Origin of the sequence: Amycolatopsis keratiniphila (assembly GCF_000400635.2) — a bacterium.
GTDB lineage: Bacteria > Actinomycetota > Actinomycetes > Mycobacteriales > Pseudonocardiaceae > Amycolatopsis > Amycolatopsis keratiniphila.
Window position 1 is genome coordinate 4600316 of record NC_021252.1, and the last position, 24025, is coordinate 4624340.

The 24025-nt window shown below is 69.6% G+C and carries 24 protein-coding genes; 13 read left to right on the forward strand and 11 right to left on the reverse strand.

Annotated elements, in window-relative coordinates; all coding sequences use genetic code 11:
- Nucleotides 1-9: 9 nt before the first annotated feature.
- The 3 genes from AORI_RS61965 to AORI_RS61975 all read right to left on the reverse strand — a co-directional run bounded on the left by AORI_RS61965 (nt 10) and on the right by AORI_RS61975 (nt 4841).
- The gene (locus AORI_RS61965; protein WP_016334539.1) at nt 10-2577 is read right to left on the reverse strand and encodes an FtsX-like permease family protein; all 2568 of its coding nucleotides are present in this window, start codon (nt 2575-2577) and stop codon (nt 10-12) included.
- Between the two features lie 4 nt (nt 2578-2581).
- Nucleotides 2582-3322, reverse strand: coding sequence for an ABC transporter ATP-binding protein (locus AORI_RS61970; protein ID WP_043848137.1), 741 nt, complete (start codon nt 3320-3322; stop codon nt 2582-2584).
- Nucleotides 3323-3434: 112 nt separating this feature from the next.
- The gene (locus tag AORI_RS61975) at nt 3435-4841 is read right to left on the reverse strand and encodes an amidase (protein WP_016334541.1); all 1407 of its coding nucleotides are present in this window, start codon (nt 4839-4841) and stop codon (nt 3435-3437) included.
- Nucleotides 4842-5001: 160 nt separating this feature from the next.
- On the opposite strand from AORI_RS61975, the gene AORI_RS61980 reads away from it, so the two are divergent.
- On the forward strand, nt 5002-6324 hold the full coding sequence (locus tag AORI_RS61980; protein ID WP_016334542.1) for an MFS transporter: 1323 nt from the start codon (nt 5002-5004) through the stop codon (nt 6322-6324).
- Nucleotides 6321-6869, forward strand: coding sequence for a nuclear transport factor 2 family protein (locus AORI_RS61985; protein WP_016334543.1), 549 nt, complete (start codon nt 6321-6323; stop codon nt 6867-6869). The genes AORI_RS61980 and AORI_RS61985 overlap by 4 nt, the downstream gene beginning before the upstream one ends.
- 71 nt (nt 6870-6940) lie before the next feature.
- Here the strand turns inward: AORI_RS61985 and AORI_RS61990 are convergent, their stop codons facing one another.
- From AORI_RS61990 to AORI_RS62010, 5 genes are all read right to left on the reverse strand, one after another.
- On the reverse strand, nt 6941-7582 hold the full coding sequence (locus AORI_RS61990; protein WP_016334544.1) for a response regulator transcription factor: 642 nt from the start codon (nt 7580-7582) through the stop codon (nt 6941-6943).
- Between the two features lie 13 nt (nt 7583-7595).
- Entirely contained in the window at nt 7596-8807 is a 1212-nt protein-coding gene (locus AORI_RS61995; RefSeq protein WP_043848859.1) for an amidase, read from the reverse strand.
- A 5-nt stretch (nt 8808-8812) separates the two neighbouring features.
- Entirely contained in the window at nt 8813-9073 is a 261-nt protein-coding gene (locus AORI_RS62000) for a hypothetical protein (protein WP_016334546.1), read from the reverse strand.
- Nucleotides 9070-9570: a flavin reductase gene (locus AORI_RS62005; protein WP_016334547.1), complete on the reverse strand. Its 501-nt coding sequence runs from the start codon at nt 9568-9570 to the stop codon at nt 9070-9072. Before AORI_RS62005 ends, AORI_RS62000 begins: the two co-directional genes overlap by 4 nt.
- Nucleotides 9571-9640: 70 nt before the next feature.
- Nucleotides 9641-11128: a PAS domain-containing sensor histidine kinase gene (locus AORI_RS62010; RefSeq protein ID WP_016334548.1), complete on the reverse strand. Its 1488-nt coding sequence runs from the start codon at nt 11126-11128 to the stop codon at nt 9641-9643.
- A 159-nt stretch (nt 11129-11287) separates the two neighbouring features.
- Here AORI_RS62010 and AORI_RS62015 point away from each other — a divergent pair, with 159 nt between their 5' ends.
- From AORI_RS62015 to AORI_RS62045, 7 genes are all read left to right on the forward strand, one after another.
- Nucleotides 11288-12427, forward strand: a complete 1140-nt coding sequence (locus AORI_RS62015) for an acyl-CoA dehydrogenase family protein (protein WP_016334549.1) — start codon at nt 11288-11290, stop codon at nt 12425-12427.
- Between the two features lie 37 nt (nt 12428-12464).
- Nucleotides 12465-12836: a hypothetical protein gene (locus AORI_RS62020; RefSeq protein WP_016334550.1), complete on the forward strand. Its 372-nt coding sequence runs from the start codon at nt 12465-12467 to the stop codon at nt 12834-12836.
- A 5-nt stretch (nt 12837-12841) separates the two neighbouring features.
- Nucleotides 12842-14137 carry an aromatic ring-hydroxylating oxygenase subunit alpha gene (locus tag AORI_RS62025; protein WP_016334551.1) on the forward strand — a complete coding sequence of 432 codons (1296 nt, stop codon included), beginning with the start codon at nt 12842-12844 and terminating at the stop codon, nt 14135-14137.
- Nucleotides 14130-14624: an aromatic-ring-hydroxylating dioxygenase subunit beta gene (locus AORI_RS62030; RefSeq protein ID WP_016334552.1), complete on the forward strand. Its 495-nt coding sequence runs from the start codon at nt 14130-14132 to the stop codon at nt 14622-14624. Before AORI_RS62025 ends, AORI_RS62030 begins: the two co-directional genes overlap by 8 nt.
- Nucleotides 14621-15370, forward strand: a complete 750-nt coding sequence (locus tag AORI_RS62035) for an SDR family NAD(P)-dependent oxidoreductase (protein WP_016334553.1) — start codon at nt 14621-14623, stop codon at nt 15368-15370. Before AORI_RS62030 ends, AORI_RS62035 begins: the two co-directional genes overlap by 4 nt.
- Before the next feature lie 15 nt (nt 15371-15385).
- Nucleotides 15386-16339 (forward strand): PDR/VanB family oxidoreductase, encoded by a 954-nt coding sequence (locus AORI_RS62040; RefSeq protein WP_016334554.1) that lies wholly within the window; start codon nt 15386-15388, stop codon nt 16337-16339.
- An 86-nt stretch (nt 16340-16425) separates the two neighbouring features.
- Nucleotides 16426-17649, forward strand: coding sequence for a cytochrome P450 family protein (locus AORI_RS62045; RefSeq protein WP_016334555.1), 1224 nt, complete (start codon nt 16426-16428; stop codon nt 17647-17649).
- A 208-nt stretch (nt 17650-17857) separates the two neighbouring features.
- Here the strand turns inward: AORI_RS62045 and AORI_RS62050 are convergent, their stop codons facing one another.
- Entirely contained in the window at nt 17858-19363 is a 1506-nt protein-coding gene (locus AORI_RS62050) for an FAD-dependent oxidoreductase (RefSeq protein ID WP_016334556.1), read from the reverse strand.
- Nucleotide 19364: 1 nt separating this feature from the next.
- Nucleotides 19365-20273, reverse strand: a complete 909-nt coding sequence (locus AORI_RS62055) for an AurF N-oxygenase family protein (RefSeq protein WP_016334557.1) — start codon at nt 20271-20273, stop codon at nt 19365-19367.
- Between the two features lie 109 nt (nt 20274-20382).
- Here AORI_RS62055 and AORI_RS62060 point away from each other — a divergent pair, with 109 nt between their 5' ends.
- Entirely contained in the window at nt 20383-21246 is an 864-nt protein-coding gene (locus AORI_RS62060; protein WP_016334558.1) for an alpha/beta fold hydrolase, read from the forward strand.
- Here the strand turns inward: AORI_RS62060 and AORI_RS62065 are convergent.
- Nucleotides 21230-21556, reverse strand: a complete 327-nt coding sequence (locus AORI_RS62065) for a putative quinol monooxygenase (protein WP_016334559.1) — start codon at nt 21554-21556, stop codon at nt 21230-21232. The two genes, AORI_RS62060 and AORI_RS62065, sit on opposite strands and share 17 nt — an antisense overlap.
- A gap of 75 nt (nt 21557-21631) precedes the next feature.
- Here AORI_RS62065 and AORI_RS62070 point away from each other — a divergent pair, with 75 nt between their 5' ends.
- From AORI_RS62070 to AORI_RS62080, 3 genes are all read left to right on the forward strand, one after another.
- A complete protein-coding gene (locus tag AORI_RS62070) occupies nt 21632-22831 on the forward strand; it encodes a sensor histidine kinase (protein ID WP_016334560.1) in 1200 nt (399 codons plus the stop codon).
- Nucleotides 22819-23466, forward strand: coding sequence for a response regulator transcription factor (locus AORI_RS62075; RefSeq protein ID WP_016334561.1), 648 nt, complete (start codon nt 22819-22821; stop codon nt 23464-23466). The genes AORI_RS62070 and AORI_RS62075 overlap by 13 nt, the downstream gene beginning before the upstream one ends.
- Before the next feature lie 347 nt (nt 23467-23813).
- Entirely contained in the window at nt 23814-24008 is a 195-nt protein-coding gene (locus tag AORI_RS62080; RefSeq protein ID WP_016334562.1) for a hypothetical protein, read from the forward strand.
- The last annotated feature ends 17 nt before the right edge of the window (nt 24009-24025 follow it).

Consider the following 24025-nt stretch of genomic DNA (forward strand, 5'->3'; position numbering starts at 1 on the left):
CGGGGCCGGCTATTCGCGGAGACCGATCGCCTCGATCGGCTTCGACCGCAGCGCCACACGGGTGGCGAGGCCGAGCGAGAGCACCCCGAGCAGGATCGCGCCGGCGATGACCCCGCCGAAGACGGTGACCGTGCCCGACGGCAGCGGTGTCCCGCGCAGGCCGAGGTTCAGCAGCATCAGGGGAATCCCCGCCACCACGGTGCCGAGCAGGGCCGCGACCCCGACCGTCGCCAGCGCCTCGAACCGCATCATCCGCGCCACCTGGCGTTTCGTGGTGCCGATCAGGCGCAGCAGCGCGAACTCCCGCGAGCGCTGCGCCGTGCTCATCACCAGCGTGTTCGCCACCGAGATCACGACGTAGCCGAGGATCACCCCGACCGCGACCAGGTTCACGTAGAACTGGGCGTCCTGCTGCCCGTTCGCGGGCGCGGCCACCGCCGACCCCGGCGTCACGGCCAGGCCGGGATAGCGGGCCCCGAGTTCGTTCAGCGCGGCGGTCACGGCGGCGGGATCCGCGTCGGGTTGCCGCCGCACCAGCACCGAATCGTCCATCCGGTCGCCGGTGTGCGCCCTCGCGAGATCGGCGGGCAGCACGTACCGGCCGAAAGCCTGCTCACGGGTGTAGGTGGCGACCAGCCGCAGCTTCGCCGGAGAGCCGTCACCGAAGAAGAACTCGACCTCGTCGCCGATCTTCTTCTCGTACCAATCGGCTTCCGACTCGCTCATCGCCACGGTGTTCCCGGTCAGGTCGGTGATCTTGCCCGACACGACACCCAGATCGACGTTCCCGCGGACCTGCGCGCCGTCCAGTCCCTGCGCCGCGTACCGCTCGACGCGCAGTTTGTCCTGCTCCTGCACCGTGTTCAGCACCTCGGTGCGCACGACCGGCGTCGCGGCGGAGACACCGGGGACCCGCCGTGCCGCCTCGGCGACCTCCGGGGACAGCCCACCGGCGCCACTGGCGAGCACGTAGTCCGCCGTGGTCGACTCGACGGTCTCCTCCTGGCGAGCCGCGGCCGCCGACGTCTGGCTGTAGAACATCGTCAGCGCGAACGAGACCGCCAGCATCACCGGCGTCACCGCGGCCGCCAGCCGTCGCGAGTTGGCCTGGCTGTTCGCGGCGGCCAGGTAGCCGCTGATCCGCGAAGTCCGGTTCAGCACCGGGGCGATCAGCCTCGTCATGAGGGCGACCACCTTCGGGCCGAGCACGCCCAGCCCGATCACGATCACCAGCGCCGAACTGCCCGAAGCCGCGAGCCCCGCCTCACCGCGCACGAAGATCGGGACCATCGACCCGGCGAGACCGGCCACCACCAGCGCGCAGCCGACGATGAGGCGCACCCGGCCGAGTTCGCGCCGCTCCACCGCGGCCTCCTCGAGGGCCTCCACCGGGCGGATCGACGACGGACGACGCGAAGCCGACCAGGCGGCCAACCGTGCCGTGCCCAGGCCCAGCACCAGCGCGGCGACGAGCGGGATCGGGCTGATCGCCAGTTCGAAGTCCGGCGGGATCACCCCGATGGCACCGAAGGCGTTCCGCAGGCCGAAGCCCACCGCCACCCCGAGTCCGCTGCCCAGCACCCCGGCGACCGAGGCGACCAGCATCGTCTCGGCGCCGATCAGCTTGCGGATCTGCTGCGGTGTCGCCGCGATCGCCCGCAGCAGGGCGAACTCCCGGCGACGCTGGTTGATGACGAGCGCCAGCGTGCTGGCCACGACGAACACCGCGATGAGGAGCGCGAAACCACCGAACGAGCCCGCGAGCGCCATCAGCAGCATCCGGGTCTGGCTGACGTCGAGGAATTCGACCGTGCTGCGCTCGACCCCGGTCGCCACCGTCACCTTGTCGCCGACCGCGGCGCTGATCTTCTCGGCGAGGTCGCCCGGCGTGACACCGGGCTCAGCCAGCACGCCGATCGCGTGCGCCTGCCCCGGCGTCCCGGCGAGTTCGACGGCCTTCTCCGGTGAGAAGAACAGCGCGGACTGCCGCGTGAGGCCGTCGCCCGTCTTCGGGGCGGCGATCCCGGAGACCCGGAACTCGACCGGTGCCGAACGGACGGCGATCTTCACCCGCTGCCCGACCGACACGCCGCTCCGTGACGCCAGGTCCGCGTCCAGGACCACCTCGTCGGCACCGGCGGGCGCGCGGCCGTCACGCAGGGAGAACGGCGCCAGCACGGCGGCGTCCCAGTTGTGACCGAGCGACTGGCCGCCTTCCGGCCCGTTCAGCGCACGGCCGTCGGCGGTCACCACGGTGGCCGGGAAGCTCTGCTCCGCCACCACACCACGGACGCCGGGCAGCGCGGTGATCGCCCCGGTGAGCGTCACCGGGACCGACGCCTGCTCGGCGACCTGCTGGCTGTCGAGCGCGCCGGTACCGGGCGGTGCGACCGTCTGCCCGCCGCCCACGACGACCGCCGCGTCGGCGTACCGCTGGGTGGGGACACCGGCGCGCAGACCGGATTCCATCAGGACGCCGCAACCGGCGACCAGCGCCGTCCCGCACAGGATCGCGACGAACGCGCCGACGAAACCGCTCAAACGGGTCTTCGTCGTCTGCCAAGCCAAATCCCACATGACGTCACCACTCCCCGAGGTGGGTCATGCGCTCGGCGACGCGGTCCGGCGTCGGCGCCGGGAGGTGACCGGCCAGCCTGCCGTCGGCGAGGAACAGCACGCTGTGCGCGGCCGACGCCGCGACCGGGTCGTGGGTGACCATCAGCACGGTCTGCCCCATACCGTCCACAATGGAGCGAAGAAGGTCGAGGACCTGTTTCGCGGTACGCGTGTCCAGCGCCCCGGTCGGCTCGTCGGCGAGGACGACCTCCGGCCGGGTGACCAGCGCGCGGGCGATCGCGACCCGCTGCTGCTGGCCACCGGACAGTTCGGACGGCCGGTGTTCGAGCCGCTTCGCGATCCCCACGCCCTCGACGATCTCGCGCAGCCACTGCGGGTCCGGCTTCTTCCCGGCCAGCCGCATCGGCAACGTGATGTTCTGCAGCACGTTCAGCGACGGCAGCAGGTTGTAAGCCTGGAACACGAACCCGATGCGCGTCCTCCGCAGCTCTGTGAGTGCTTTCTCACGCATCCTGCTCAGTTCCGTGTCCCCCAGCAGCACCCGGCCCGAGCTCGGCTTGTCCAGCCCGGCCGCGCAGTGCAGGAAGGTGCTCTTGCCCGAGCCCGACGGTCCCATCACCGCGGTGAACGTGCCCCGGCGCACTTCGACGGTCACCCCGTTCAAAGCCGTGACCGCGCCGTCGCCGGATCCGTAGACCTTGCTCACGGATTCCAGCGTCAAGGCGCATGCGCCCCCTGAAGTCATTGTTTCCCCTTAGCGGTGGTGATCTGTCCCGCCAAACGTACGGGCGGCGAGGGCCGTGATCGATCCCGCGTGAGGGAAGACTCGTGGTAGCGCTGGCACCACCACGAGACGGTCAGACCGGCCTGCGAGCGGTGTGACCGTTCGCCTGCTCCAGCGCGTGCGCGATCCCGAGCGCGCGGAGATCGGCATGGTGCGGCGTGACCACCTGGACCCCGACCGGCAGCCCGTCGCCGGTGAATCCCGCCGGGACGGCCGTGGCCGGGCACTCCGTGGCCGAAATCAGATAGGCCGCCCGCATCCAGTGCAGGTAGTCCTCGACCTCGGTCCCGCCCACGCTCTTCGGGTACTCCAGCTCCGCGTCGAACGGGAGGACCTGGCTGGCGGGGAGAACGACGGCGTCCACTTCGGAGAAGAACGCGCGGACGCGGTGGAACAGTCCGGTGCGCAGCCGGTTGGCGGTCGCGATGTCCGCGCCGGTGAGCGCGCGTCCTTTCGCGACATTCCAGCGGACGGTCTCCTTGACCTTGTCCGGTTCACCGTCGACGAGATCACCGACGGACTGCGCGTAGTTCAGGGCGCGGAAGGTACGGAAGACCTCCTCCGCCCCGGTCAGATCCGGACAGCCCGAGACGACCTCGGCACCGAGGCGGCGCAGGACGTCCACCTGGGCTTCCACGATCGCCGCGACCTCGGGGTCGACGGGCACCCGGCCGCCGAGGTCGGGCGAGACCGCGACGCGCAGCCCGTCCAGCCGGGTCGGCAATCCGGCCGCGAACACGCTGCCGGATTCGGCCAGCGACAGCGGAGCGCGATCGTCCGGACCCGCCTGCACCGACAACAGCAGCGCCGTGTCGGCGACCGTGCGTCCCATCGGGCCTTGGACGCCCAGGGCGAACCAGGCGTCCCGCGCCGGCCAGGTCGGGACCCGCCCGGGGCTCGGGCGGTGGCCGACGACGTTGCAGAACGAGGCGGGATTCCGCAGCGATCCGCCCATGTCGCTGCCGTCGGCCAGCGACGTCATCCCGGCCGCGAGCGCGGCGGCGGCGCCCCCGCTCGAACCGCCCGCCGAACGGTCCGGCGCGTAGGGATTGCGCGTCAGGCCGAACACCGGGTTGAAGGTGTGGGAGCCCGCGCCGAACTCGGGGACGTTCGTTTTGCCGAATACGATCGCACCAGCGGCGCGCATCCGGGCGACGACGAGTTCGTCGGCGTCGGGAACGTTGTCCGCGAACGCGGGCGAGCCGAAGGTGGTGCGCATCCCGGCCGTCGCGTGGAGATCCTTCACGGCGAGCGGGAGCCCGTGCAGCGGTCCGAGCGACCGCCCGGCCGCCCGTGCTTCGTCGGCCGCCGCGGCGGCGGCTCGCGCGCTCTCCTCGTCGATGCTGACGACGGCGTTCAGCGCCGGGTTCAGCTCCGCCACGCGGCCGAGGGTGGCGTCGAGCAGTTCCCTCGCCGACAACTCACCGGTGGCCAGCAATTCGGCCTGGGTGGTGGCGGGCAGATCGTTGACGGCGCTCACGCGCGGACCTCCTCTATGTCGGGAACCGGGTAGGGAAAACCTTCAGCCGGGGAACGGGTTCCTCCACTTGGCGCGGTACTTCGACCTTCCTACCTTGAGACGAACGTTGCCGGGAGGGGTGCAACGTCGACCGCCCGTCACCGTTCAAGGAAGAGCGCGCATGACAGCATCCACCGCTCCATCCAGGACCACCTCGACCCAGACCCGCAGGCTCGCGATCGGCGCGGGTGCCGGGACCTCGCTGGAGTTCTTCGACTTCTCCATCTACACCGTCGCCTCCGCGCTGGTCTTCCCCAAGGTGTTCTTCTCCGGCGACACCGATCCCTGGTTCGCCTCGTTCATGAGCCTGGCGACCTACACGATCGGCTACGTCGTCGCGCCGCTCGGCGCGATCGTGATGGGCTGGGTCGGCGACCGCTACGGCCGCCGCCGCGCCATGCTCATCACCTTCTACCTCATGGGCGCGGCCACCGTCCTGATGGGACTCTTGCCCGGGTACGCCACCATGGGTGTCGCGGCGCCGTTCCTGCTCGTCCTGTTGCGTCTGGTGCACGGCTTCTCCCGGGGCGGCGAGCTGGGCGGGGCGTCGGTACTCGCCGTCGAGCACGCGCCGCCGTCACGACGGGCGGCGTTCGGCGCCTTCGTCGCCTTGGGCTCACCGCTCGGCGCGTTGCTGGCGAACCTCGCCTTCGTGCTGATCTTCTACTTGCCGCAAGGGGTCGTCACCAGCTGGGGCTGGCGGATCCCGTTCATCGCGGGCGCGGTCGTCCTCGCCATCGGTGTCTGGGCGCGGCGGGCGCTCGAGGAATCGCCCGTGTTCCAGGAGCTCGCGGCCAGCAAACTGGACGAAAAGATCGTCAAGATCCCGATCTGGAACGTCATCCGTGACAACTGGGGCAGGCTGCTGCTCGCGGCCGGCGCGAACACCGGGCTCAACGGCGTCATGTTCGTCCTGGCCGGGTTCATGCTCTCCTACGCCGCCGGCCCCGCGCCGAAGGGTCTCGGCCTGGACATCCAGGACGTGCTGTGGTGCACGCTGCCCGGGCTCGCGATCCACGCGGTGACGGTGGTGCTCGGCGCCCGGCTCTCCGACCGGCTCGGCCGCAAACCGGTGATGCTCGCGGCGTCCGTCGCGGTCCTGGCGTACATGTTCGTGCTCTTCCCGATCGCGCGGGTCGGCACGCTGACCGCCTGGGCGCTCGCCATCGCCGGCGGTTTCGCGCTCACCGGATTCCTGTTCGGTCCGCTGATCACCTATCTGACGGAACTGTTCACGCCCGAGCAACGGCAGTCCGGCGCCGGGCTCGCGTACCAGATCGGTGCGGTGCTCGGTGGCGGCCTCGCGCCGTCGATGGCGAACCGGCTCATCGAATGGACCGGCTCGTCGACGTCGGTCGGCTACTACCTGGCGGGCGGGATGGCCCTGACCGTCGTCTGTCTGCTGGCCCTTCCCGAAACCGCACCCGTGAGGACCGACCGATGAACGACGAACTCACCGAACTCCGGCGCCGCGTCGAGGTGCTGGAGGCCGAGGCGGAGATCCGCCGCGTGCAAGCGCGCTACATGTTCCTCTGCGACACGCCGTGCCCGGAGTACGGCGTCACCGACGACGACCGGCGCATCGACCTGATCCTCGACCTGTACGCCGAGGACGCGGTCTGGGAGGGCGTCGGCGAGTACTACGACGGGCAGTTCGGCCGTGCGGTGGGCAAGGACGCGATCCGGGCGCATTTCGGGCGGTTCTGGGGTGAGAAACGGGACCCGGCGCTGGTCCTCAACGCGCACTACCTCACCTCGGAGCAGATCCACGTCGACGGCGATCGGGCCGACGGGCAGTGGATCCACGTCCAGCCCTGGCTGTACGCCGACGGGACGGGGCTGCTGCGATCGAGCAGGCTCAACAACACGTTCCGGCGTCAGGACGGGCGTTGGCTCATCACCCGTACGCGGACCGAGAACGTCTTCATCGCTCCGCTGCCCGCGGGGTTCGCTTCGGACTTTCCGGCGGCTTCGGTGCTGATGGCTTGATCGCGTGTCGTGAGTGGCGATTCGTGTTCTAACCCGAATCGCCACTCACGACCACCTGGACCGATCGGCACCTACACGGTGACCTGGTGCTGAAGCACATCGCGCACCAATGTGCCCAGGCTGTCCGACTCGGTCTTGGCCTTGATCCGGGCCCGGTGCACATCGACGGTCTTCACGCTCGTGCCCAGCTGCCGCGCGATCAGCTGGCTGGGCAGACCGTCGATCACCAGCCGGAGCACCTCGCGTTCGCGCGGGGTCAGCGTCGCGACCCGCTCGGTGACGGCCTTGCGGCAGGCGGCCTCCGCGAACCGTTCCGCCGCGACCACCAGCTGCGCCTGGACGACCTCCAGCATCCGCTGCGGCTCGTACGGCTTCTCGAGGAAGTCGACGGCGCCGAGGCGGAGCGCCCGCACCGACATCGGGATGTCGCCGTGCGCGGAGCAGAAGATCACCGGGGCCGGGAATTCGCGGGCGACCAGTTTCTCCTGCAGTTGCAGGCCGCTGAGCCCCGGCATCCGGACGTCGATGATCAGCACGCTCGGCTCGTCCGGGTCGAACTCCTCCAGGAACGTCGGCCCGTCCGGGTAGACGAGCGCCTGGATGCCGACGCTCTCCAGCAGGAACACCAGGGATTGGCGGATGGCCTCGTCGTCGTCGACGATGTAGACCACCGGCGACGTCTCGCCGCCGGACGCGGAATCGGTGGTGACCATGGAGAGCTCCCTATCATGAATCCCCGGCGAGCACCCGCTCCGCCCAGCACGCGTGGCCGAGCAGTTCGTTCTCCCCGCCGTGGCGGCCGACGAGTTGCAGACCCAGCGGCAGCCCCGCCGTGTCGGTGAAGCCGGGCAAGGCGACCACGGGCAGGCCGAGTGCCTGCCAGCCCCGGCTCAGCACCGGGTTCCCCGTCGCCTCCAGTCCGCGTGGCGCCGCGCCGGGGGCAGCCGGGCCGAGCACGACGTCGAACGTCTCCGCGAGCCGCACCGCGCCGTCGGCGATGGTCGCGCGGGCGGTTTCGTACTCGTCGGCCGAGGTCGCGGCCCCGGCCCGGAGCAGCTGTGCCAAGGGCGCGCTCAACCGCTCAGCCACGGCGAGTTCCGCGGCCCTTTCCCGCGCCGCCTCGTAGGCCATCACCACGGGATGCGCGGCCGTGAGCTCGGCCATCAGCCGTTCGTCGCGGAACGGCTCGACGATCGCCCCTGCTTCGTGCAGACGCTTCGCCGCCTGGTTCAACGCATGCCGCATCGGTGTTTCGACGACGTCGAGCGCGTCGGCCGACCACACCAGGATCCGCGGCGGACGCGCTTCCTGCGCGGGCTCTTCGGTCAGCGCGGCCCACGCGATCGTGAGGTCGGCGGCCGTGGCCGCGAAGACACCGTGGCTGTCCAGGCTGGGGCTCAATCCCGTCACCCCGGTGACCGGATAGCGGCCGTGGCTCATAACCAGCGACGCGACCCCGCAGTACGACGCCGGCCTGGTGACCGACCCGGCGGTCTGCGAACCGAGCGCCAACGGCACCTGACCGGACGCGACCGCGGCCGCCGACCCGCTCGACGAGCCGCCCGGGGTGTGACCGGGAGCAGCGGGATTCCGGGTCGGTCCCGGCGCGAAGAACGCGAACTCGGTCGTGACCGTCTTTCCGAGCGGAGCCATTCCGGCCGCGCGCCACGCGGTCACGATCGTCGCGTCCGAGGCCGCCGGAGCGGCTTCCGCGCGCAGTGTGGAACCGCAACGGGTGGGCACACCCGCCAGATCGATGATGTCCTTGACCCCGAGTGGCACACCCGCGCCCGGCAGGAAGTCCGTCCGGTCGACCCAGGCGCGCAGCTGCGAGTCCGTCTCGGCGATCCGGGCGAGCGCGCGTTTCGCGGCCGCTTCCGGAGTGGTCCGCCCCAGCCGCAGGTCCTGGACGAGTTCCCGCAGCGACCACGGGCGCATGAGGTTCACTCGTCCTCCCACGCGGCATCCGCTTCCCAATAGTCGACGCCACCGGCGCTGACCGCGTGCCGCCACTCCGACGTCCGCTTCAGCCGGGGCTCGACCCGCGCCGTCACCTCGTCGGCGGCGTCGGGACCGTCCGCCGGGGCCTGCCAATGGACCCAGTTCAGCTCACGGCCCTCGGAGTCGTGCACGAACAGGTCCACATGGCGCCAGCCGTAGCCGTGGTTGTCGTTGTAACACATCAACGTGGTGCGCTCGCTCATGGCGCGATCCGGTGGAACTCGCGCCGGAAGTAGGCGAGACCTCCGGCCTCCTCGTCGACGAAGACGTCTTCGACCTCGACGAAGAGCACCGTGTGCGTCCCTTGGGTGAACTCGGCGCCGACTCCTCCGATGAGGACGGCGGCCGCGTCACGGACCACGGGGATGCCGAACCTGTCGTGATCCCAGACCTCGAACCGGAACCGGTCGAGCATCGGCACGTCCGTCGCGCCGGCGAACTGCAGGGCGAGATCCTCGTGGTGGGCGGCCAGGACGTTGATGGCCATCCGGCCGTTGGTCCGGAAGATGTCGTGTGTGTAGCTCGACTGGTTGACGCAGACCAGCAGCGTCGGCGGCGAGTCGGTGACCGAGCAGACCGCGCTCACCGTGATGCCGGCGCGGCCGCTGACGCCGTCGGTGGTGACGATGTTGACAGCCGTCGAAAGGTTCGCCATCGCCGCGCGGAACCGTCGCTGGGTGGTGGTCAGCTCATCGGGCATACCCCGACGCTAGAGCCGTGGCCGAAACCGGCGATATCCCGAGTTCCACCGCGCCGCCTGAGGATTTCCCTTACGTGGCCAGCGGCAGGGCGAACCCGAACCGCGAGCCGCCGCCGTCCCGCCGCTCGGCCCAGATGCTCCCGTGCTGCCGGGTGATGATGCGATGGCTCAGTGCCAGCCCGATCCCGCTGCCACCCGGTTTGCTGGTGAACGACTCGGCGAACGGATCCCTGGCGACGCCGCGGCCGTGATCGTCGACGGTGAGGACGCCGACCCCCTCCTTGGCCCGGGTGCCCACCGTGATCCGCCGCTGCACGGCTTCGCATTCGGTGGTCTCGTCGATCGCGTTGAGGCAGAGGTTCATCACCACCTGCCCGGTGAGGACGCGTTCGCACCGCACCAGCACCGGCGCCGGATCGAGCCGGACCTCGACGGCGACCGAGTTCGGCGCGGCGCTCAGCTCGATGAAGTACAGGCACTCCCGGACGATCTCGTTGAGGTCGACCACCTGCTCGACCTGTTCCAGATGCCCGACGAAGGACCGCAGCGAACCGACGATGTCCTTGGCCCGGTCGATCTGGCGGGCGACGCTGTCCAGGCCGTAGCCCATCTGCTCGCGGACGTCGCCGCCGTCCGCCATCGTGGCCGCACGCGCCCGGATACCCGCGATGAAGTTCGCGGCGGCGGCCAGCGGCTGACCGAGTTCGTGCGCGATCGCCATCGCCATGTCCCCCATGGCGTTGTAGCGCGCCAGGTAGTTCTCGTGCCGCAGTTCCAGCTCTCGCCGTGCTTCGCCGCGGACGCGTTCGGACACGTCGTGCAGGATCATCAGATACGCGTCGACCTCGGACTCGGAAAGCCGCTCCAGGCTCCCTTCCAGCCAGGTCGAGCTCTCCCCCGGCAACTCCAGCTGCACCGGCCCGATCGGCTCGGCGCCGGCGACGACCTCGGCCCAGCGCACCGGCCTGCCGCCCAGGTAAAGCCGCGCGTACTCGGTCAGCGGCTCGCCTGCCAGACGGTCGTCGTCGCCGGTCAGGCCGAGGAAGGTCAGCGCGCTGTCCGTCGCGAACCGCACCGCGCCGGCGGCGTCGAGCATGAACGCCACGGTCGAGGTGTGCCGTGCCAGCGCGTCGACGTACGACGTGGTCAGCTTCAGCTCTCGTTCGATCTCCTCCGCGCGCTGGATGTCGCGGAACTGGACCATCACCGCGGGCCCGCGCTCCAGCTCGACCCGGATGGCGACCGCGTCGGTGGGGATGACCCGGCCGGATTTGCTCCGGTAGTGCCACACGATCCGGCTCGAACCGTGTTCCACCGCCGCCTGGAGCCACGCCCGTCCGATCACCCGGTCGTACTGCTGGGCGGAGCTGCTCATGTGGTTGGCCTTGAGCGGGCGCAGCTCGGAAAGACTGAATTCGAGCATTTCGCACGCGGCGGGATTGGCCCACAGGATGTTCTTGGTCGCCGCGTCGTGGACCAGCACGCACACCTTCGAGGCGTTCATCATCGCCACGAAGTCGCCGGTGGCCAGCTCGGGCGCGATCGGGTCGACCTCCACGGGCTCAGCATAGGAGTTCGCCGCCGGACCCTCCGGTAAGGATTTCCCCTACCCCTCTGCGTGGGAATCCCCGGCCGCCGGCAGGCAATGACCAATGGCCACCCGCGGCGATGATCCCTAGCGTCGGAGACATCTTCCCTACGACGCGAGGAGCGCCCGATGGCCCAGATCCAGGAGAGCCCGGCCGTGACACTCGACGATGTCCTGGCCGAACTCCTCGAGCGCCGTCAGGAGTTCCGGGATCAGAGGTACGTCTCCCGCGACTTCGTCGACCGGCTCAAGGCGGCGGGCGTCTACCGGTCCGCGACGCCGGAACGGTTCGGCGGCAGGCCCCTGCCCCCGGCCGAATTCCTGCGGACGGTGGAGCGGATCTCCGTCGTCGACGGATCCACCGGCTGGGTGGCCAGCTTCGGCTCCGCGCTGGTCTATCTCGCGGCGCTGCCCGTCGAGACGCAGGCCGAGCTGTATGCCGACGGTCCCGACGTGTGCTTCGCCGGTGGGCTCTTCCCCGTGCAACGAGCCGAGCCGACCGCCTCCGGTTTCCTGGTCGACGGGCGCTGGAAGTTCGCGAGTGGCTGCATGGGCGCGGACGTCCTGGGCGTCGGCATCCCGGGGGACGACACGACCGACGGCAAGCCGCGCACCGCCCTGCTGCGGCCCGAGCAGGTCGAGATCGTCCAGGAGTGGGACGTCGTCGGGATGAAGGGCACCGGTTCCTTCGATCTGGTCGTCGACAAGGTCGAGGTGCCACGCGAATGGACGTTCATCCGCGGCGGTGAGCCCACCATCGACGAGCCGCTGTACCGCTACCCCACGCTCGCGTACGCCTCCCAGGTGCTGGCGGTCGTCGGCGCGGGGGTCGCCCGCGCGGCACTCGACTTCGCGACCGAGGTCGGCAGCGGCCGTTCGGGCGTCACGGGCGCGCCGAAACTCGCCGACCGCGCCTACTACCGCACGGGACTGGCCGAAGCCGAGGCGACGATGCGTTCCGCGCGGGCGTACTTCTACGAGGTCACCGACGAGGCGTGGCAGACCGTGCTGGACGGCGATCCTGTCGCGCCACACCAGAACGCCCATCTCCGGCTGGCCTCGACCCATCTCGCGAAGACCGCCGCCGAGACCGTCAACCGGGTCATCGGCCTGTCCGGAACGGGTGCCATCGCCACGGACCATCCGTTGCAGTGGTTGCTCGGCGACGCCCTGGTCCCGCAGCAGCACGCCTTCCTGGGACCGGCCATGTACGACGCCGCGGGTGCCGTGCTGATGGGCCATCCGCCCACCGTTCCCGGCTTCCAGTGACCCACCACGACCGCTGACGAGGAGTTGGACCACCACCATGAGCGATACCCCGCTGCGCGTGCTGTTCTGCATCGGTATCAACCAGAACTTCTTCGACCTGCCCGAAGGCGGCGTCGCCGCCGGTGACGTCTGGACCGCCTTCGTCGCGCTGATGGACGGCATCAAGGGCCTGCCCGGCGTGGACTTCATCGGCGACATCGACGACGACTCGCATATGGTCGGCCCTTCCGACGGCTGGCCGTGGACCTGTTACCTGCTCTGCGACGTCGACACGCAGGAGACCGTCAAGAAGGCGTGCGACTTCCTGCGCACCACACCGGTCGGCGACAGTCCGTGGAAGCTGTGGAAGTACGCCAAGATCGAAGCGCGCATCGGCCGCGCCCTCACACCGCGCGAATACCGGGGCTGATCGCGATGACCGAATTCACCGCCGCCACCGTGTACGACCTCCCGCCCGCGGACCTCGTCCTCGGCGACCGGGTCGCCGGCCGGATGTACACCGACCCCGCGATCTTCGACCAGGAGATGACGAAGATCTTCGAGCGGTCCTGGATCTGGGTCGCCCACGAATCGGAACTGCCCAAGGCCGGGAGCTTCAAGTCGACCCACGTCGGGCGCCATCCGGTCATCGTCACCAAGGACCGCAAGGGCGAGATCCGCACGCTCGTGAACCGCTGCCGCCACCGGGGCGCGTCGCTCTGCGAGAAGAAGTCGGGTCATGCCAACGGGTTTACCTGTCCCTATCACGCCTGGTCCTACGGGCTGGACGGCAAACTGCGCGGCATCCCGTACCCCGACGGGTACGAGGGCGTCATGGACAAGGCAGATCTCGGGCTGAAGACCCTTCGCACCGAGTCCTACGGAGGGATGATCTTCGCGACCCTGAACGCCGACGCCGAACCGCTGGCCGACTTCCTCGGCGACGTCAAGCTGTGGATCGATCGCTTCATGGCGCAGGGCGGCGGCTATCCGGTGAAGGTGCTGGGCACCCACCGGTTCACCTATCGGGGCAACTGGAAGATCCAGCTGGAGAACACCACCGACGGGTACCACTTCCCCATCGTGCACCGCTCATGGATGGCCTCGGTCGACGCGGAAACCGCCGAGATGATGTCGTTCATGACCGATCCGACGGCGGTCACCCACGATCTGGGGAACGGCCACTCGGTGATGCAGATGGTTCCCGAGCACTCCGATCTGAACGCGGACGACGGCAGCGAGCCGCTCCAGCCGCGGTTCGACGGGCTGGTCGCCCGCCTCGAAGCCGCGGGGGCGGACGAGGCCGAGATCCGCAGGCTCGTCCGTGCCGTGCACGGCACCGGGTTCAACCTCAACCTGTTCCCGAACGTGTCGATGTCGATCTCGTTCTTCCGGGTGCTGCGGCCGATCAGCGTCGACGAGACCGTGATCGAGCACGTCGCCCTCGGCAGCGACGGCCCCGCCGAGATCGTCGGACCGGTCAACCGCGAGCGGCTGCGCGCCCACGAGCATTTCCAGGGGCCGTTCGGGTTCGGCACCCCGGACGACTCCGAGGGCTGGGACCGGGTGCAGCGCGGCGCCCAGGGCGCCCCCGAACTGCCGATCATGGTCAACCGTGGCCTGGGTCGCGAGAAGCCCTCCGCCGAGGGCTGGCCGACCAGCCATGTCACCGACGAGACCGGGATGCGGGCGGCGTACGCCCAATGGAAGCGGATGATGAGCGATGACTGAGACCCTCACCGATCCCCGCGTGGTTCGCGCGATCGAGCTGGCGTGGCGCGAGGCCGCGCTGCTGGACGCCAAGGAATACGAGACCTGGCAAGGGCTTTACGCCGAAGACGCGAGGTACGTGATCCCGATCGAACGCGACGCCGAGGATTTCGACGACGTCCTCAACATGGTCAACGACGACGCCCGGATGCGGGGATTGCGCGTGCGGCGGATGACCGAGGGCTACGCGATCGCCGCGGTGGACTCGGCGATCACCGTGCGGACCGTCTCGCGTTTCATCCCCACGGACGTCGACGACCGGTCGGTCACGCTCAAGGCCGCCCAGATCATCGTGGCGTACAAACGCGGCCGTCACGACCTCTGGGCCGCGGACGTCGACTACGTCGTCCGCCTCGGCGCCAGTGCCGGCGAAGACCGCTTCGCCCGCAAGGTCGTCCGGCTGGTCAACGCCGACGAAGCCGTTCCCGCCGCGGGATTCCTGCTGTGAGCGGCAACGCGCCGGTCGCCGTGGTCACCGGCGGGGCGACCGGGCTAGGCGAGCAGATCGCGCGGCGCCTGCACAGCGGTGGCCACCGGGTGGCGATCGCCGACCTCGACGAGGCGGCCGCGAAACGGCTCGCGACCGAATTGGACCGGACCGGGTCGCACGCCCAGAGCTACCGCGTCGACGTCGCCAGCCGCCCGGACATCGATCAGTTGCTCGCGTCGGTGCTCGGTGACTTCGGCGGGGTGCAGGTGCTGGTCAACAACGCCGCCCGCACCCAGGCACGACCGTTGCTGGAGATCACGCCGCAGGAGCTCGACGAGGTGATGGCGGTGAACTTCAACGGCACCTTCCACGCCTGTCAGCTGTTCGGCGCGCACATGGCCGAAGCCGGATACGGCCGGATCGTCAATCTGGCCTCGCTGGCCGGGCAGAACGGCGGCACCTCGACCGGCGGGCACTACGCGTCCTCCAAGGGCGCGATCCTCACGGCGACCAAGGTGTTCGCCCGCGAGCTCGCCGCACGGGGAGTCACGGTGAACGCGGTCTCCCCCGGACCGCAGGACAGCCCCATGGTCCACCGCATCGTCGGCGAGGAGAACCTCGCGAAGCTGACGGCCGGCATCCCGGTCGGACGGCTGGGCAGCATGACGTTCATCGCCGAGATGGTGGCGCTGCTCGCCTCCCCCGAAGCCGCCTCCGTCACCGGCGCCTGCTGGGACGCGAACGGCGGCCTGTTCATGCGCTGACCAGGAGGCATCCAGATGACGAACGTCCTCTTCCGCGTCGTCGAAATCACCGAAGAGACACCGGAAATCCGTACCCTGCGGCTGGTCCGGCAGGACGACGAGCCGCTACGCGTCCGTTACCGGGCGGGGGCGCACGTCGACGTGGTCGGCCCGACGGGGGTGCTGCGGCAGTATTCGCTGTGCGGCGCCCCCGACGACCCGCGCTCGATCCTGATCGCGGTCAAACGGGAACCGGACTCGCGCGGCGGATCGGTGGCGATGCACCAAGTCTCCGTCGGCGATCACCTCAAGATCAGCGAGCCGCGCAATCTGCTGGCCGTCGCCGAAGACGCGGACCGGCACGTCCTCGTCGCCGGCGGTATCGGCATCACGCCGCTGCTCTCGATCGCCTACGAGCTCTACACCTGGGGCAGCGAATTCGAGCTGCACTACTTCGCGCGCTCACGGGAAACCGCGGCGTTCGTAGCACTTCTCGAAGAACGGGTCGAGTTCGCCGACCGGATCCGGCCGCATTTCGGCGTCCCCCGCGCCGAACATCCCGCCGTGCTGCGGACGATCGCCGAGGACCTGACCCCGTCGACCCACGTCTACACCTGCGGTCCCGACGGTTTCATGCGACAGGTCGGCGACGTGCTCGGCCCGGTCGTCGGCGCCGACCATGTACACGTCGAACATTTCGAAGCCGCCGAAGTGGACACCTCCGGCGACCGTCCCCTCACCGTCGAACTCGACACCGGCGAGGAATTCGATGTACCGGCCGGAAAATCGATCCTGGCTGTGCTCGAAGACAACGGCATCGAGGTCTTCAAGTCCTGCGAGGAAGGGATTTGCGGCTCGTGCGTGTCCGGCGTGCTCGAAGGCACCCCGGACCATCGGGACAACTGCCTGACCGCCGCCGACCGCGAAGGCCAAATGGCGCTGTGCGTCTCACGCGCGCTGACCGACCGGCTCGTCATCGAGCTTTACTGAGCGACCACCGTTTGGCGAATAGCCGGGCGACGGCCACCGCTGGCAGGCTGGACCCGGTCCGCTCCGCCGAGAAAGGGTGATCCCCGGTGACGCGTCCCCTGGTTCTGGACCCGAACGGCCAAGACATCCACGCCGAGAACGCACGACTGCGCGAACGAGGCCCGATCACCCGAGTCGAGTTGCCGGGCGGTGTCGTGGCCTGGTCGGTGACGGGTTATGAGCTGCTGCGTGACCTGCTCAGCGATCCGCGTGTTTCCAAGGACGCCCGGCAGCATTGGCCGGCGCTTGCCGAGGTCAGCGCGGACTGGCCGTTGCTGGTGTGGGTCAACGTGCGGAACATGTTCACCGCTTACGGCGCCGACCACAAACGGCTCCGATCCCTCGTCACGCAGGCCTTCACAGCACGCAGGATCGCCACGCTGGAGCCCTGGATCACCCGGATCGTCACCGATCTGCTGGTCGGGCTCGCGGCGCTGCCCGAGGGCGAACCCGTCGACCTGCGGGAGAACTTCGCCTATCCGGTGCCCATCGAAGTGATCTGCCACCTGTTCGGCGTACCGGACGCGGCCCGCGGCAGACTGCGTCATTCGGTCGACGTCTTCTTCCGGACCTCGGCCAGCCAAGAAGCGATGCTGGCCGCCTACCAGGACATCCACTCGATCTTCACCGAACTCGTCGCCGCCAAGCGGGAGAACCCGGGCGAGGATCTCACCACCGCGCTCATCGCCGCACAGGACGACGGCGCCCGGCTCGACGAAACGGAACTGATCGACACCCTGATCCTGTTCATCTCGGCGGGCCACGAAACCACCGTGAATCTCCTCGACCAGGCCATCACCGCGCTGCTGACCCATCCCGATCAGCTCGCGCTGCTCCGCGCCGGACAGGCCTCCTGGACCGACGCGATCGAGGAAACCCTGCGCTGGCAGGCTCCCGTGGCGAACCTGCCGTTGCGCTACGCCGTCGAAGACATCGCCGTCGCCGACGTGGTGATCCGGCAAGGCGACGCGATCCTGGCCGGCTACGCCGCCGCTGGACGGGATCCGGCACTGCACGGGCAGGACGCCGACGCGTTCGACATCAAACGGAAGGACAAAGCGCACATCGCTTTCGGGTACGGCGCGCACTTCTGCATCGGCGCACCGCTGGCCCGGTTGGAGGCGGCGATCGCGCTTCCGGCCCTGTTCGAGCGTTTCCCGGACATGACCCTCGCGGCCTCGCCGGACGCTTTACGGCATCTCGACTCGTTCATCTCCAACGGCCATCGATCGCTCCCGGTCTCGCTCAAGCGCCCGGCGTCAGCCCCGTAGCCCTGTGCCGCGGCACCGCACTCACGTGATTGAAGCCGTAACTCGCGTGATCAGCGGCGTAACACTCGAGTGCGGCCTCCAATCACGCGAGATACGTGCCTGATCACGCGAGTCACGCCTTTGCGCACGCCGCGCCTGACGGTTCTGATCTGAATCGCCGCTCACGACCCATATTCACCCCACGCAGGACAGCAAGGAAACCGTCGCGTCACCGACCGCGGAACCGCGCCGCCAACGCGGCCACCGGCGACCGCCGCCCCCGCACCGGAAGCGCGCCGGAAGTGATGTCCTCCAGCAAGGTCGCCACGGTCTCCCGCGCGCAAGTGCGGTTCGCGCCGATTCCGCCCGAAGGACCACGTTTGATCCAGCCGACCACGTACGCGCCACTGCGCCCATCGACGCGACCGGCCGTGTTCGGGATCGTGCCGCGGTCGTCGTCGAACGGAAGCCCCGGCACCGGGACTCCGCGATAGCCGACAGCGCGGACGACCTGACCGGCGGCGATCTCCACCGTCCCGTCCTGTCCTGTGACGCGCAGGCCGCGCACCTGGGTGTCGCCGACGATCTCGGTGGGCGCGGAGTGGAACCGCAGAACGATCCGGCGAGCGTCCGACTCCGGAGGCACGGTCCAGTCGACGGCCTCGCGGTCGAGTTCCCGCAGCAGCGCCGCCTTGCCGCTGCCCGCATCGATCGCGGCCGTGGTGCGCGGGTCGGCGTCGTCCACGACGAGCGGCACACCAGCGCGTCCCGCCAAGGCGAGCAGCTCCGGCGACGTGTACGCGGCGTCCTCCGGACCGCGCCGGGCGAGCAGTACGACCTCCCGGATCTTGCTGGTACGCAAGCGTTCCAGCGCGTGCGGGGCGATCGTCGTCCCGGCGAGGTCGTCGGGGTCGGCGGTGAGGATCCGGGCCACGTCCAGCGCGACGTTCCCGGTGCCGACCAGGACGACACGTTCCGCGGACAGGTCCACCGCGTTCGCAGGCACGTCCGGATGGCCGTTGTACCAGGCGACGACGGTGGTCGCGGCGATACTGCCGGGCAGGTCCTCACCGTCCAGCCCGAGCCGACGTGCGGACGAGGCGCCGACCGCGTAGACGACGGCGTCGTGCCGCTCGGCCAGCTCGTCCACCGACACGTCGCGGCCGATCTCGGTGCCCAGGCGCATCTTCAGCCGAGGATGCTCGTGAAGCCGCGAGAAAGTCTCGCCGATCCGCTTCGTGGCCGGGTGGTCCGGGGCGACGCCGTAGCGGACGAGCCCGCCCGCGACCGGCAGCCGGTCGATCAGCGTGACCCGCGCGTTCGTGTGGAGAAGCAGGTCCTCCACCGCGTACATCCCGGCCGGGCCGGTGCCGACGACGGCGATGTCCGGCGGCGCGAAGTCGCTCGGGATGGCCCGGTCGAACGTCGGCGGGCCCCACCGGTGGAAGTTCGGCGCCGGGTCCACCGAGGCGACGGGCTCGCGGTCGGCATAGAAGGCCGCGTTGATTCCCGCGTACACCTGGAGCGGTCCGGTCAGCAGATCCGCCGGGAAGATGGCGTCCACCGGGCAGGCGTCCGCGCAGGCCCCGCAGTCGATGCACGTGGCCGGATCGACGTAGAGCATCTCAGTGGTGCCGAAATCGGGCTCGTCCGGCGTCGGGTGGATGCAGTTGACCGGGCAGACCGACACGCAGGTGGCGTCATTGCAGCAGGTCTGGGTGATCGCGAAGGCCATGTCAGATCAGGTTCGCCCGCTTGTAGAACACCAGCGCGGGGCGGGTCAGCAGACCGCACGAGCCGAGGAACTCCATCAGCCCGGCGCAGCTCGACCGCATCATCGACTTGTGGTGCTCGTTGGCCTTCGCCTCCCGCAACGCGCGCTTGGTGTCGAGCCCCGCGTGCTTGTAGACGTCGCGGTTGATCATGCTGCTGACGATGAAGTACGACGCGATCGCGATGACCAGCGCGTTGATCCGGCGGCGCAGGAAGCCCGCGCCCTCCAGCTGCTCGCGCGTCTCCTCCCTGGCGAACTTCATGTGCCGGGACTCTTCGACCACGTGGATATTGTTGATGGTGCGCACGAACGGGACCACACGCTCGTCACGCATCCAGTCGCGCTGCATGACGTCGAGGACCTCTTCGGCGACGAGGATCGCCGCGTACGCCGCTTCGCCGCTGGCCGTCGCCTTGAAGATCCGGCCGAGTTCGACGGCGAGCTTGCGCGGGCGGTACGGCGGCGCGCCGAGCTTCGCCGCACCGCGGGCGAACATGATCGAATGGCGGCATTCGTCCGCGATCTCGGTCAGCGCCCACTGGAACGCCGGATCGGTCGGGTCCTTGGCGTAGAAGTCGCGCAGCACCATCTGCTGCAGGATCATCTCGAACCAGATGCCGGTGCTCGCGACCGAAGCGGCTTCCTGGCGCGTGAGCTCCTTCTGCTGCTCCGGGCTCATCTCGGCCCAGTAGCTCGTGCCGTAGAGCGTGCTCCACTCCGGGCTGGCACCGTGGAAGTCCTTGTCCAGCGGCGTCTCCCAGTCCACTTCGGTGGCCGGGTCGTAGGACAGCATCGCGGACGAATCGAGGAGCCGCTGCGCGGTCTCGTGGCGGCCTGCCCCGGCCGTTCGTGGCACATCGGTGCTGGTCATACGGACCTCCCTGACGACGTCGACAGAGTGCGCGGCTACCTGTTACCGCGATTCACTGTTACTCAAGGTAACATATAGGAGCAGCCCACGAAAGAAGGGGAACCCGCCCATGACCGCGCCCCGCCGCATCGCCACCTTCGACCACGACGGACTCGTCTTCGACGTCCGGGACACCGGCCCGCTCGACGGCGACGTCGTCGTCCTGCTGCACGGTTTCCCGCAGACCGGCAGGTCCTGGGCCGACACCGCCGCCCTGCTCCACCAGCGGGGATACCGCACGATCGTGCCCGACCAGCGCGGCTACTCACCCCGCGCACGCCCGCGAGGCCGCTTCGCCTACCGGGCCGGCCGTCTCGTGGCCGACACCGTCGCCCTCATCGACACCCTCGGCACCGGGCCGGTCCACCTCGTCGGACACGACTGGGGTGCCGTCGCCGCCTGGTCGACCGCGGCCCGGCGACCCGACCTGGTCCGGTCCCTGACCACCGTGTCGGTCCCCCATCCCGGGGCGTTCCTCCGCGCGATGCTCGGGAGCGACCAGCTCCTCCGGTCGTACTACATGTTCCTGTTCCAGCTCCCCTGGCTGCCCGAACTCGCCATCCGGAGCCGGCCACGCGTACTGGAACGCACGCTGGCCGGCACCGGCATGACACCCGCCCAGATCGGCCAGGTCCGCCAGGACATCATCGACGGCGGCGCCCTCACCGGCGGATTGAACTGGTACCGCGCGATGCTCTTCCAGCACCCGGCCGCCCTCCGTGCCCGGGTGACCGTGCCGACCACCCACGTCTGGAGCGACGGCGACACCGCCCTGTCCCGGCGCAGCGCCGAACTCGCCGGCCAGTACGTCGACGCCGCCTACCGGCTCGAAATCCTGACCGGCGTCAGCCACTGGGTCCCCGAAGAGGCGGCCACGACCCTGGCCGCCATCATCGACCGCACCGCCACGGACGCCGTCAGTCGACCGGCGTGACCTCGGCCATCTCCGACCACGCGTCGCCGTCGAGGTTCTGGTAGTTGATCCGGGGCTTCTCGGCGACGACGGTCGACATGAACGGGAAGAAGTCCTGGGCGTGCTGGGTGGCGACGTGCGCGTCACCGGCGGCGCTGTCGGCGAACACCTCGACGAGGACGAACTCGTTCTCGTCGCCGGCGTTCTGGTAGTAGTCGAACGAGATGTTCCCGGGTTCGCTGCGCACCTGTTGCGTGTAGCGCTCGATACCCGCGAGCCATTCGGTGCGCTTCTCGGGGCGGATCTGTGCTTTGAGAACGATCAGGATCATGGCCCGAGTATCGCAAAGCGGGTCTTCACGCGCTCCGCTCCGACACCGCAGAGGGCGGGATGAAAGACTGACGGGGTGATCACCCGGCTCCGGTCCTGTTGGTCCGCGATCCGGTACCTGGCGGTCGGCGCGGCCTCCTCCATGTTCGCCTGGTTCGTCCTGGTCGGCATGCTGTTCGTGCTGCTGATGTGCCCGTTCGGCGTCGGGATCCCGGCGTTGCCCGTCGCGCTCCAGCTGATCCGGCGTCCGGTCAACTTCGAACGCCGCCGGGCCGCCCGCCTGCTCGGTGAGCCGATCCCCGAGCCGTACCGGTCCGGGAACCCGGTGACCGACCCGGCCTCGCGACGGGATCTGGGCTGGCTCGTCTTCCACGGCGCCACCGGTTTCGTCATCGGCATCTTCGCCATCGCCCTGCCGCTCGGCGGGCTCCGGCAGATAGTCACGGCGTTCGTCTGGCCGACGGTCCCCGGCGGGGTGGAAAGCTCCCTCGGATTCATGGTCACGTCGTGGCCGCTGGCGGCACTCAGCGCGATCACCGGCGCCGGCATGATCGCGCTGATCTTCCTGTTCCCCGGCGTGGCCCGCTGGCAGGCTTCCATCGCGCGCAGGCTGCTCGCGCCGGCGCCCGGGGTGGTGCTGACCGACCGCGTCGTCGAACTGGCCGCGTCGCGGGCCGCGGCGCTGGAGGCGCACGGCGCCGAGCTCCGGCGCCTCGAACGCGACCTGCACGACGGGACGCAGGCGAGGATCGCCGCGGTGGTCCTGCAGTTGGGGATCGCCGATTCGCTCTTCGACAAGGATCCGCAGCGGGCGCGCGAGTTGCTCGGCAAGGCGCAGGACACCGCGACCGGCGCGCTCGCCGAACTCCGGACCGTCGTGCGCAGCATCCATCCGCCGCTGCTGAGCGACCGGGGCCTCGACGGCGCCGTCACCGCGCTGGCCGACCGCTGCCCGGTTCCGTGCACTGTGGACGTTCGCAGCAGCAGTCGTCGTCCCGCCGCCGTCGAAGCGGCCGCCTACTTCGTCGTCGCCGAGATGCTGGCCAACATCACCAAGCATTCCGGCGCCGAACACGCCTGGATAACCCTCGACGGCACCGCCGACACCCTGCTCATCGAAATCCGTGACGACGGCCACGGCGGCGCCGACGAGTCGGGCGGCAGCGGTCTGTCCGGGATCCGCAAACGGGCCGAGGCCTTCGACGGGACCTTGAAACTGTCGAGCCCCGCCGGTGGGCCGACCGTACTGAAAGTGGAGTTGCCATGCGGGTCGTGATCGTCGAGGACGACGCGCTGCTGCGCGAAGGCCTGGTGATGCTGCTGAACACCTCGGGCATCGACGTCGCCGCCGCGGTGGACGATGTGGAGGAGTTCCTCGAACTGGTCGCCAAGGACCGGCCCGACGCGGTGATCACCGACGTCCGGCTGCCGCCGACCCACACCGACGAAGGCCTCCGCGCGGCCGTCAAGGCGCGGAAGATGTACCCCGGGCTGCCCGTGCTCGTGCTGTCCGCGCACGTCGAAACCGGCTACGCGGCGGAACTCCTGGCCGACGGCAAGGGCGCTGTCGGGTATCTGCTCAAGGAGCGGGTCGGGAAGGTCGAGAAGTTCCTCGACGCGCTGGACCGGGTCGTCAAGGGCGGGACCGCCATGGACCCCGAGGTGATCACCCAGCTGATGGCGCACCGCCGCGCGACCGACCCGCTCGAAGGGCTGACCGCGCGCGAGCGCGAGGTGCTCGGGCTGATGGCGGAGGGCTACAACAACACGACCATCGCCGAACTGCTGGTGGTGAGCGACGGCGCGGTGCACAAGCACATCCGGAACATCTTCGCGAAGCTCGGGTTGCCGGAGGACAGCGGGCATCGGCGGGTCTTGGCGGTGCTGGCTTACTTGGGCGGTAAGGGCTGAGGCCCTCGTGAGTGGCAGGGTCGGGTGGGGAGGATTTGGGACGTTGAACGTCCCGAATCCTCCCCACTCGAATCACCTGACCGACACAAGGTTGACTGTTCGGCGTGCCAGGCGCCGACGACCGACGACTCGTCGATGTCGTCGACCGCGAACATGACCCGGCGGACGCCCAGCGTGTTCGCCGGAGGACGCGCAGGCTCGGGCACCATGGGCTTCGGCCGATATAACTTCGCCAGCTCGATCCACCCAGGGCCTGCCCGCCCGGCAGGCGCGGTAGCGCTGGCACCACCCCACGACGGGGGTCTCTCCCCTGGTCCCGGAATCCGCCGGACCATAGCGTCTTTCCCATGAACGACACCAAAAACGCCGGCAGCGCGCTCGTCACCACCTCCCTCTGGCTCGTCCTCCTCGTCAGCTCGGCCGTCAACGCGATCGGCCAGTTCGCGGGGCTGGACTGGACGGTCCGCACGATCGCGGGCGCCGTCGCGGTCGTGTGCATCGTGTTGCTGATCGTCCGTTACGTCGCCCGGCGCAGGGCCTGAACACCGTGGCCCGCCCG

Excerpts from the sequence above, each read along its gene's own strand:
- AORI_RS61965 (WP_016334539.1), bottom strand. The coding sequence starts at position 2,577 with ATGTGGGATTTGGCTTGGCAGACGACGAAGACCCGTTTGAGCGGTTTC.
- AORI_RS61970 (WP_043848137.1), bottom strand. The coding sequence starts at position 3,322 with ATGACTTCAGGGGGCGCATGCGCCTTGACGCTGGAATCCGTGAGCAAG.
- AORI_RS61980 (WP_016334542.1), top strand. The coding sequence starts at position 5,002 with ATGACAGCATCCACCGCTCCATCCAGGACCACCTCGACCCAGACCCGC.
- AORI_RS61985 (WP_016334543.1), top strand. The coding sequence starts at position 6,321 with ATGAACGACGAACTCACCGAACTCCGGCGCCGCGTCGAGGTGCTGGAG.
- AORI_RS61990 (WP_016334544.1), bottom strand. The coding sequence starts at position 7,582 with ATGGTCACCACCGATTCCGCGTCCGGCGGCGAGACGTCGCCGGTGGTC.
- AORI_RS61995 (WP_043848859.1), bottom strand. The coding sequence starts at position 8,807 with ATGCGCCCGTGGTCGCTGCGGGAACTCGTCCAGGACCTGCGGCTGGGG.
- AORI_RS62000 (WP_016334546.1), bottom strand. The coding sequence starts at position 9,073 with ATGAGCGAGCGCACCACGTTGATGTGTTACAACGACAACCACGGCTAC.
- AORI_RS62005 (WP_016334547.1), bottom strand. The coding sequence starts at position 9,570 with ATGCCCGATGAGCTGACCACCACCCAGCGACGGTTCCGCGCGGCGATG.
- AORI_RS62015 (WP_016334549.1), top strand. The coding sequence starts at position 11,288 with ATGGCCCAGATCCAGGAGAGCCCGGCCGTGACACTCGACGATGTCCTG.
- AORI_RS62020 (WP_016334550.1), top strand. The coding sequence starts at position 12,465 with ATGAGCGATACCCCGCTGCGCGTGCTGTTCTGCATCGGTATCAACCAG.
- AORI_RS62025 (WP_016334551.1), top strand. The coding sequence starts at position 12,842 with ATGACCGAATTCACCGCCGCCACCGTGTACGACCTCCCGCCCGCGGAC.
- AORI_RS62030 (WP_016334552.1), top strand. The coding sequence starts at position 14,130 with ATGACTGAGACCCTCACCGATCCCCGCGTGGTTCGCGCGATCGAGCTG.
- AORI_RS62040 (WP_016334554.1), top strand. The coding sequence starts at position 15,386 with ATGACGAACGTCCTCTTCCGCGTCGTCGAAATCACCGAAGAGACACCG.
- AORI_RS62050 (WP_016334556.1), bottom strand. The coding sequence starts at position 19,363 with ATGGCCTTCGCGATCACCCAGACCTGCTGCAATGACGCCACCTGCGTG.
- AORI_RS62055 (WP_016334557.1), bottom strand. The coding sequence starts at position 20,273 with ATGACCAGCACCGATGTGCCACGAACGGCCGGGGCAGGCCGCCACGAG.
- AORI_RS62060 (WP_016334558.1), top strand. The coding sequence starts at position 20,383 with ATGACCGCGCCCCGCCGCATCGCCACCTTCGACCACGACGGACTCGTC.
- AORI_RS62065 (WP_016334559.1), bottom strand. The coding sequence starts at position 21,556 with ATGATCCTGATCGTTCTCAAAGCACAGATCCGCCCCGAGAAGCGCACC.
- AORI_RS62075 (WP_016334561.1), top strand. The coding sequence starts at position 22,819 with ATGCGGGTCGTGATCGTCGAGGACGACGCGCTGCTGCGCGAAGGCCTG.
- AORI_RS62080 (WP_016334562.1), top strand. The coding sequence starts at position 23,814 with ATGAACGACACCAAAAACGCCGGCAGCGCGCTCGTCACCACCTCCCTC.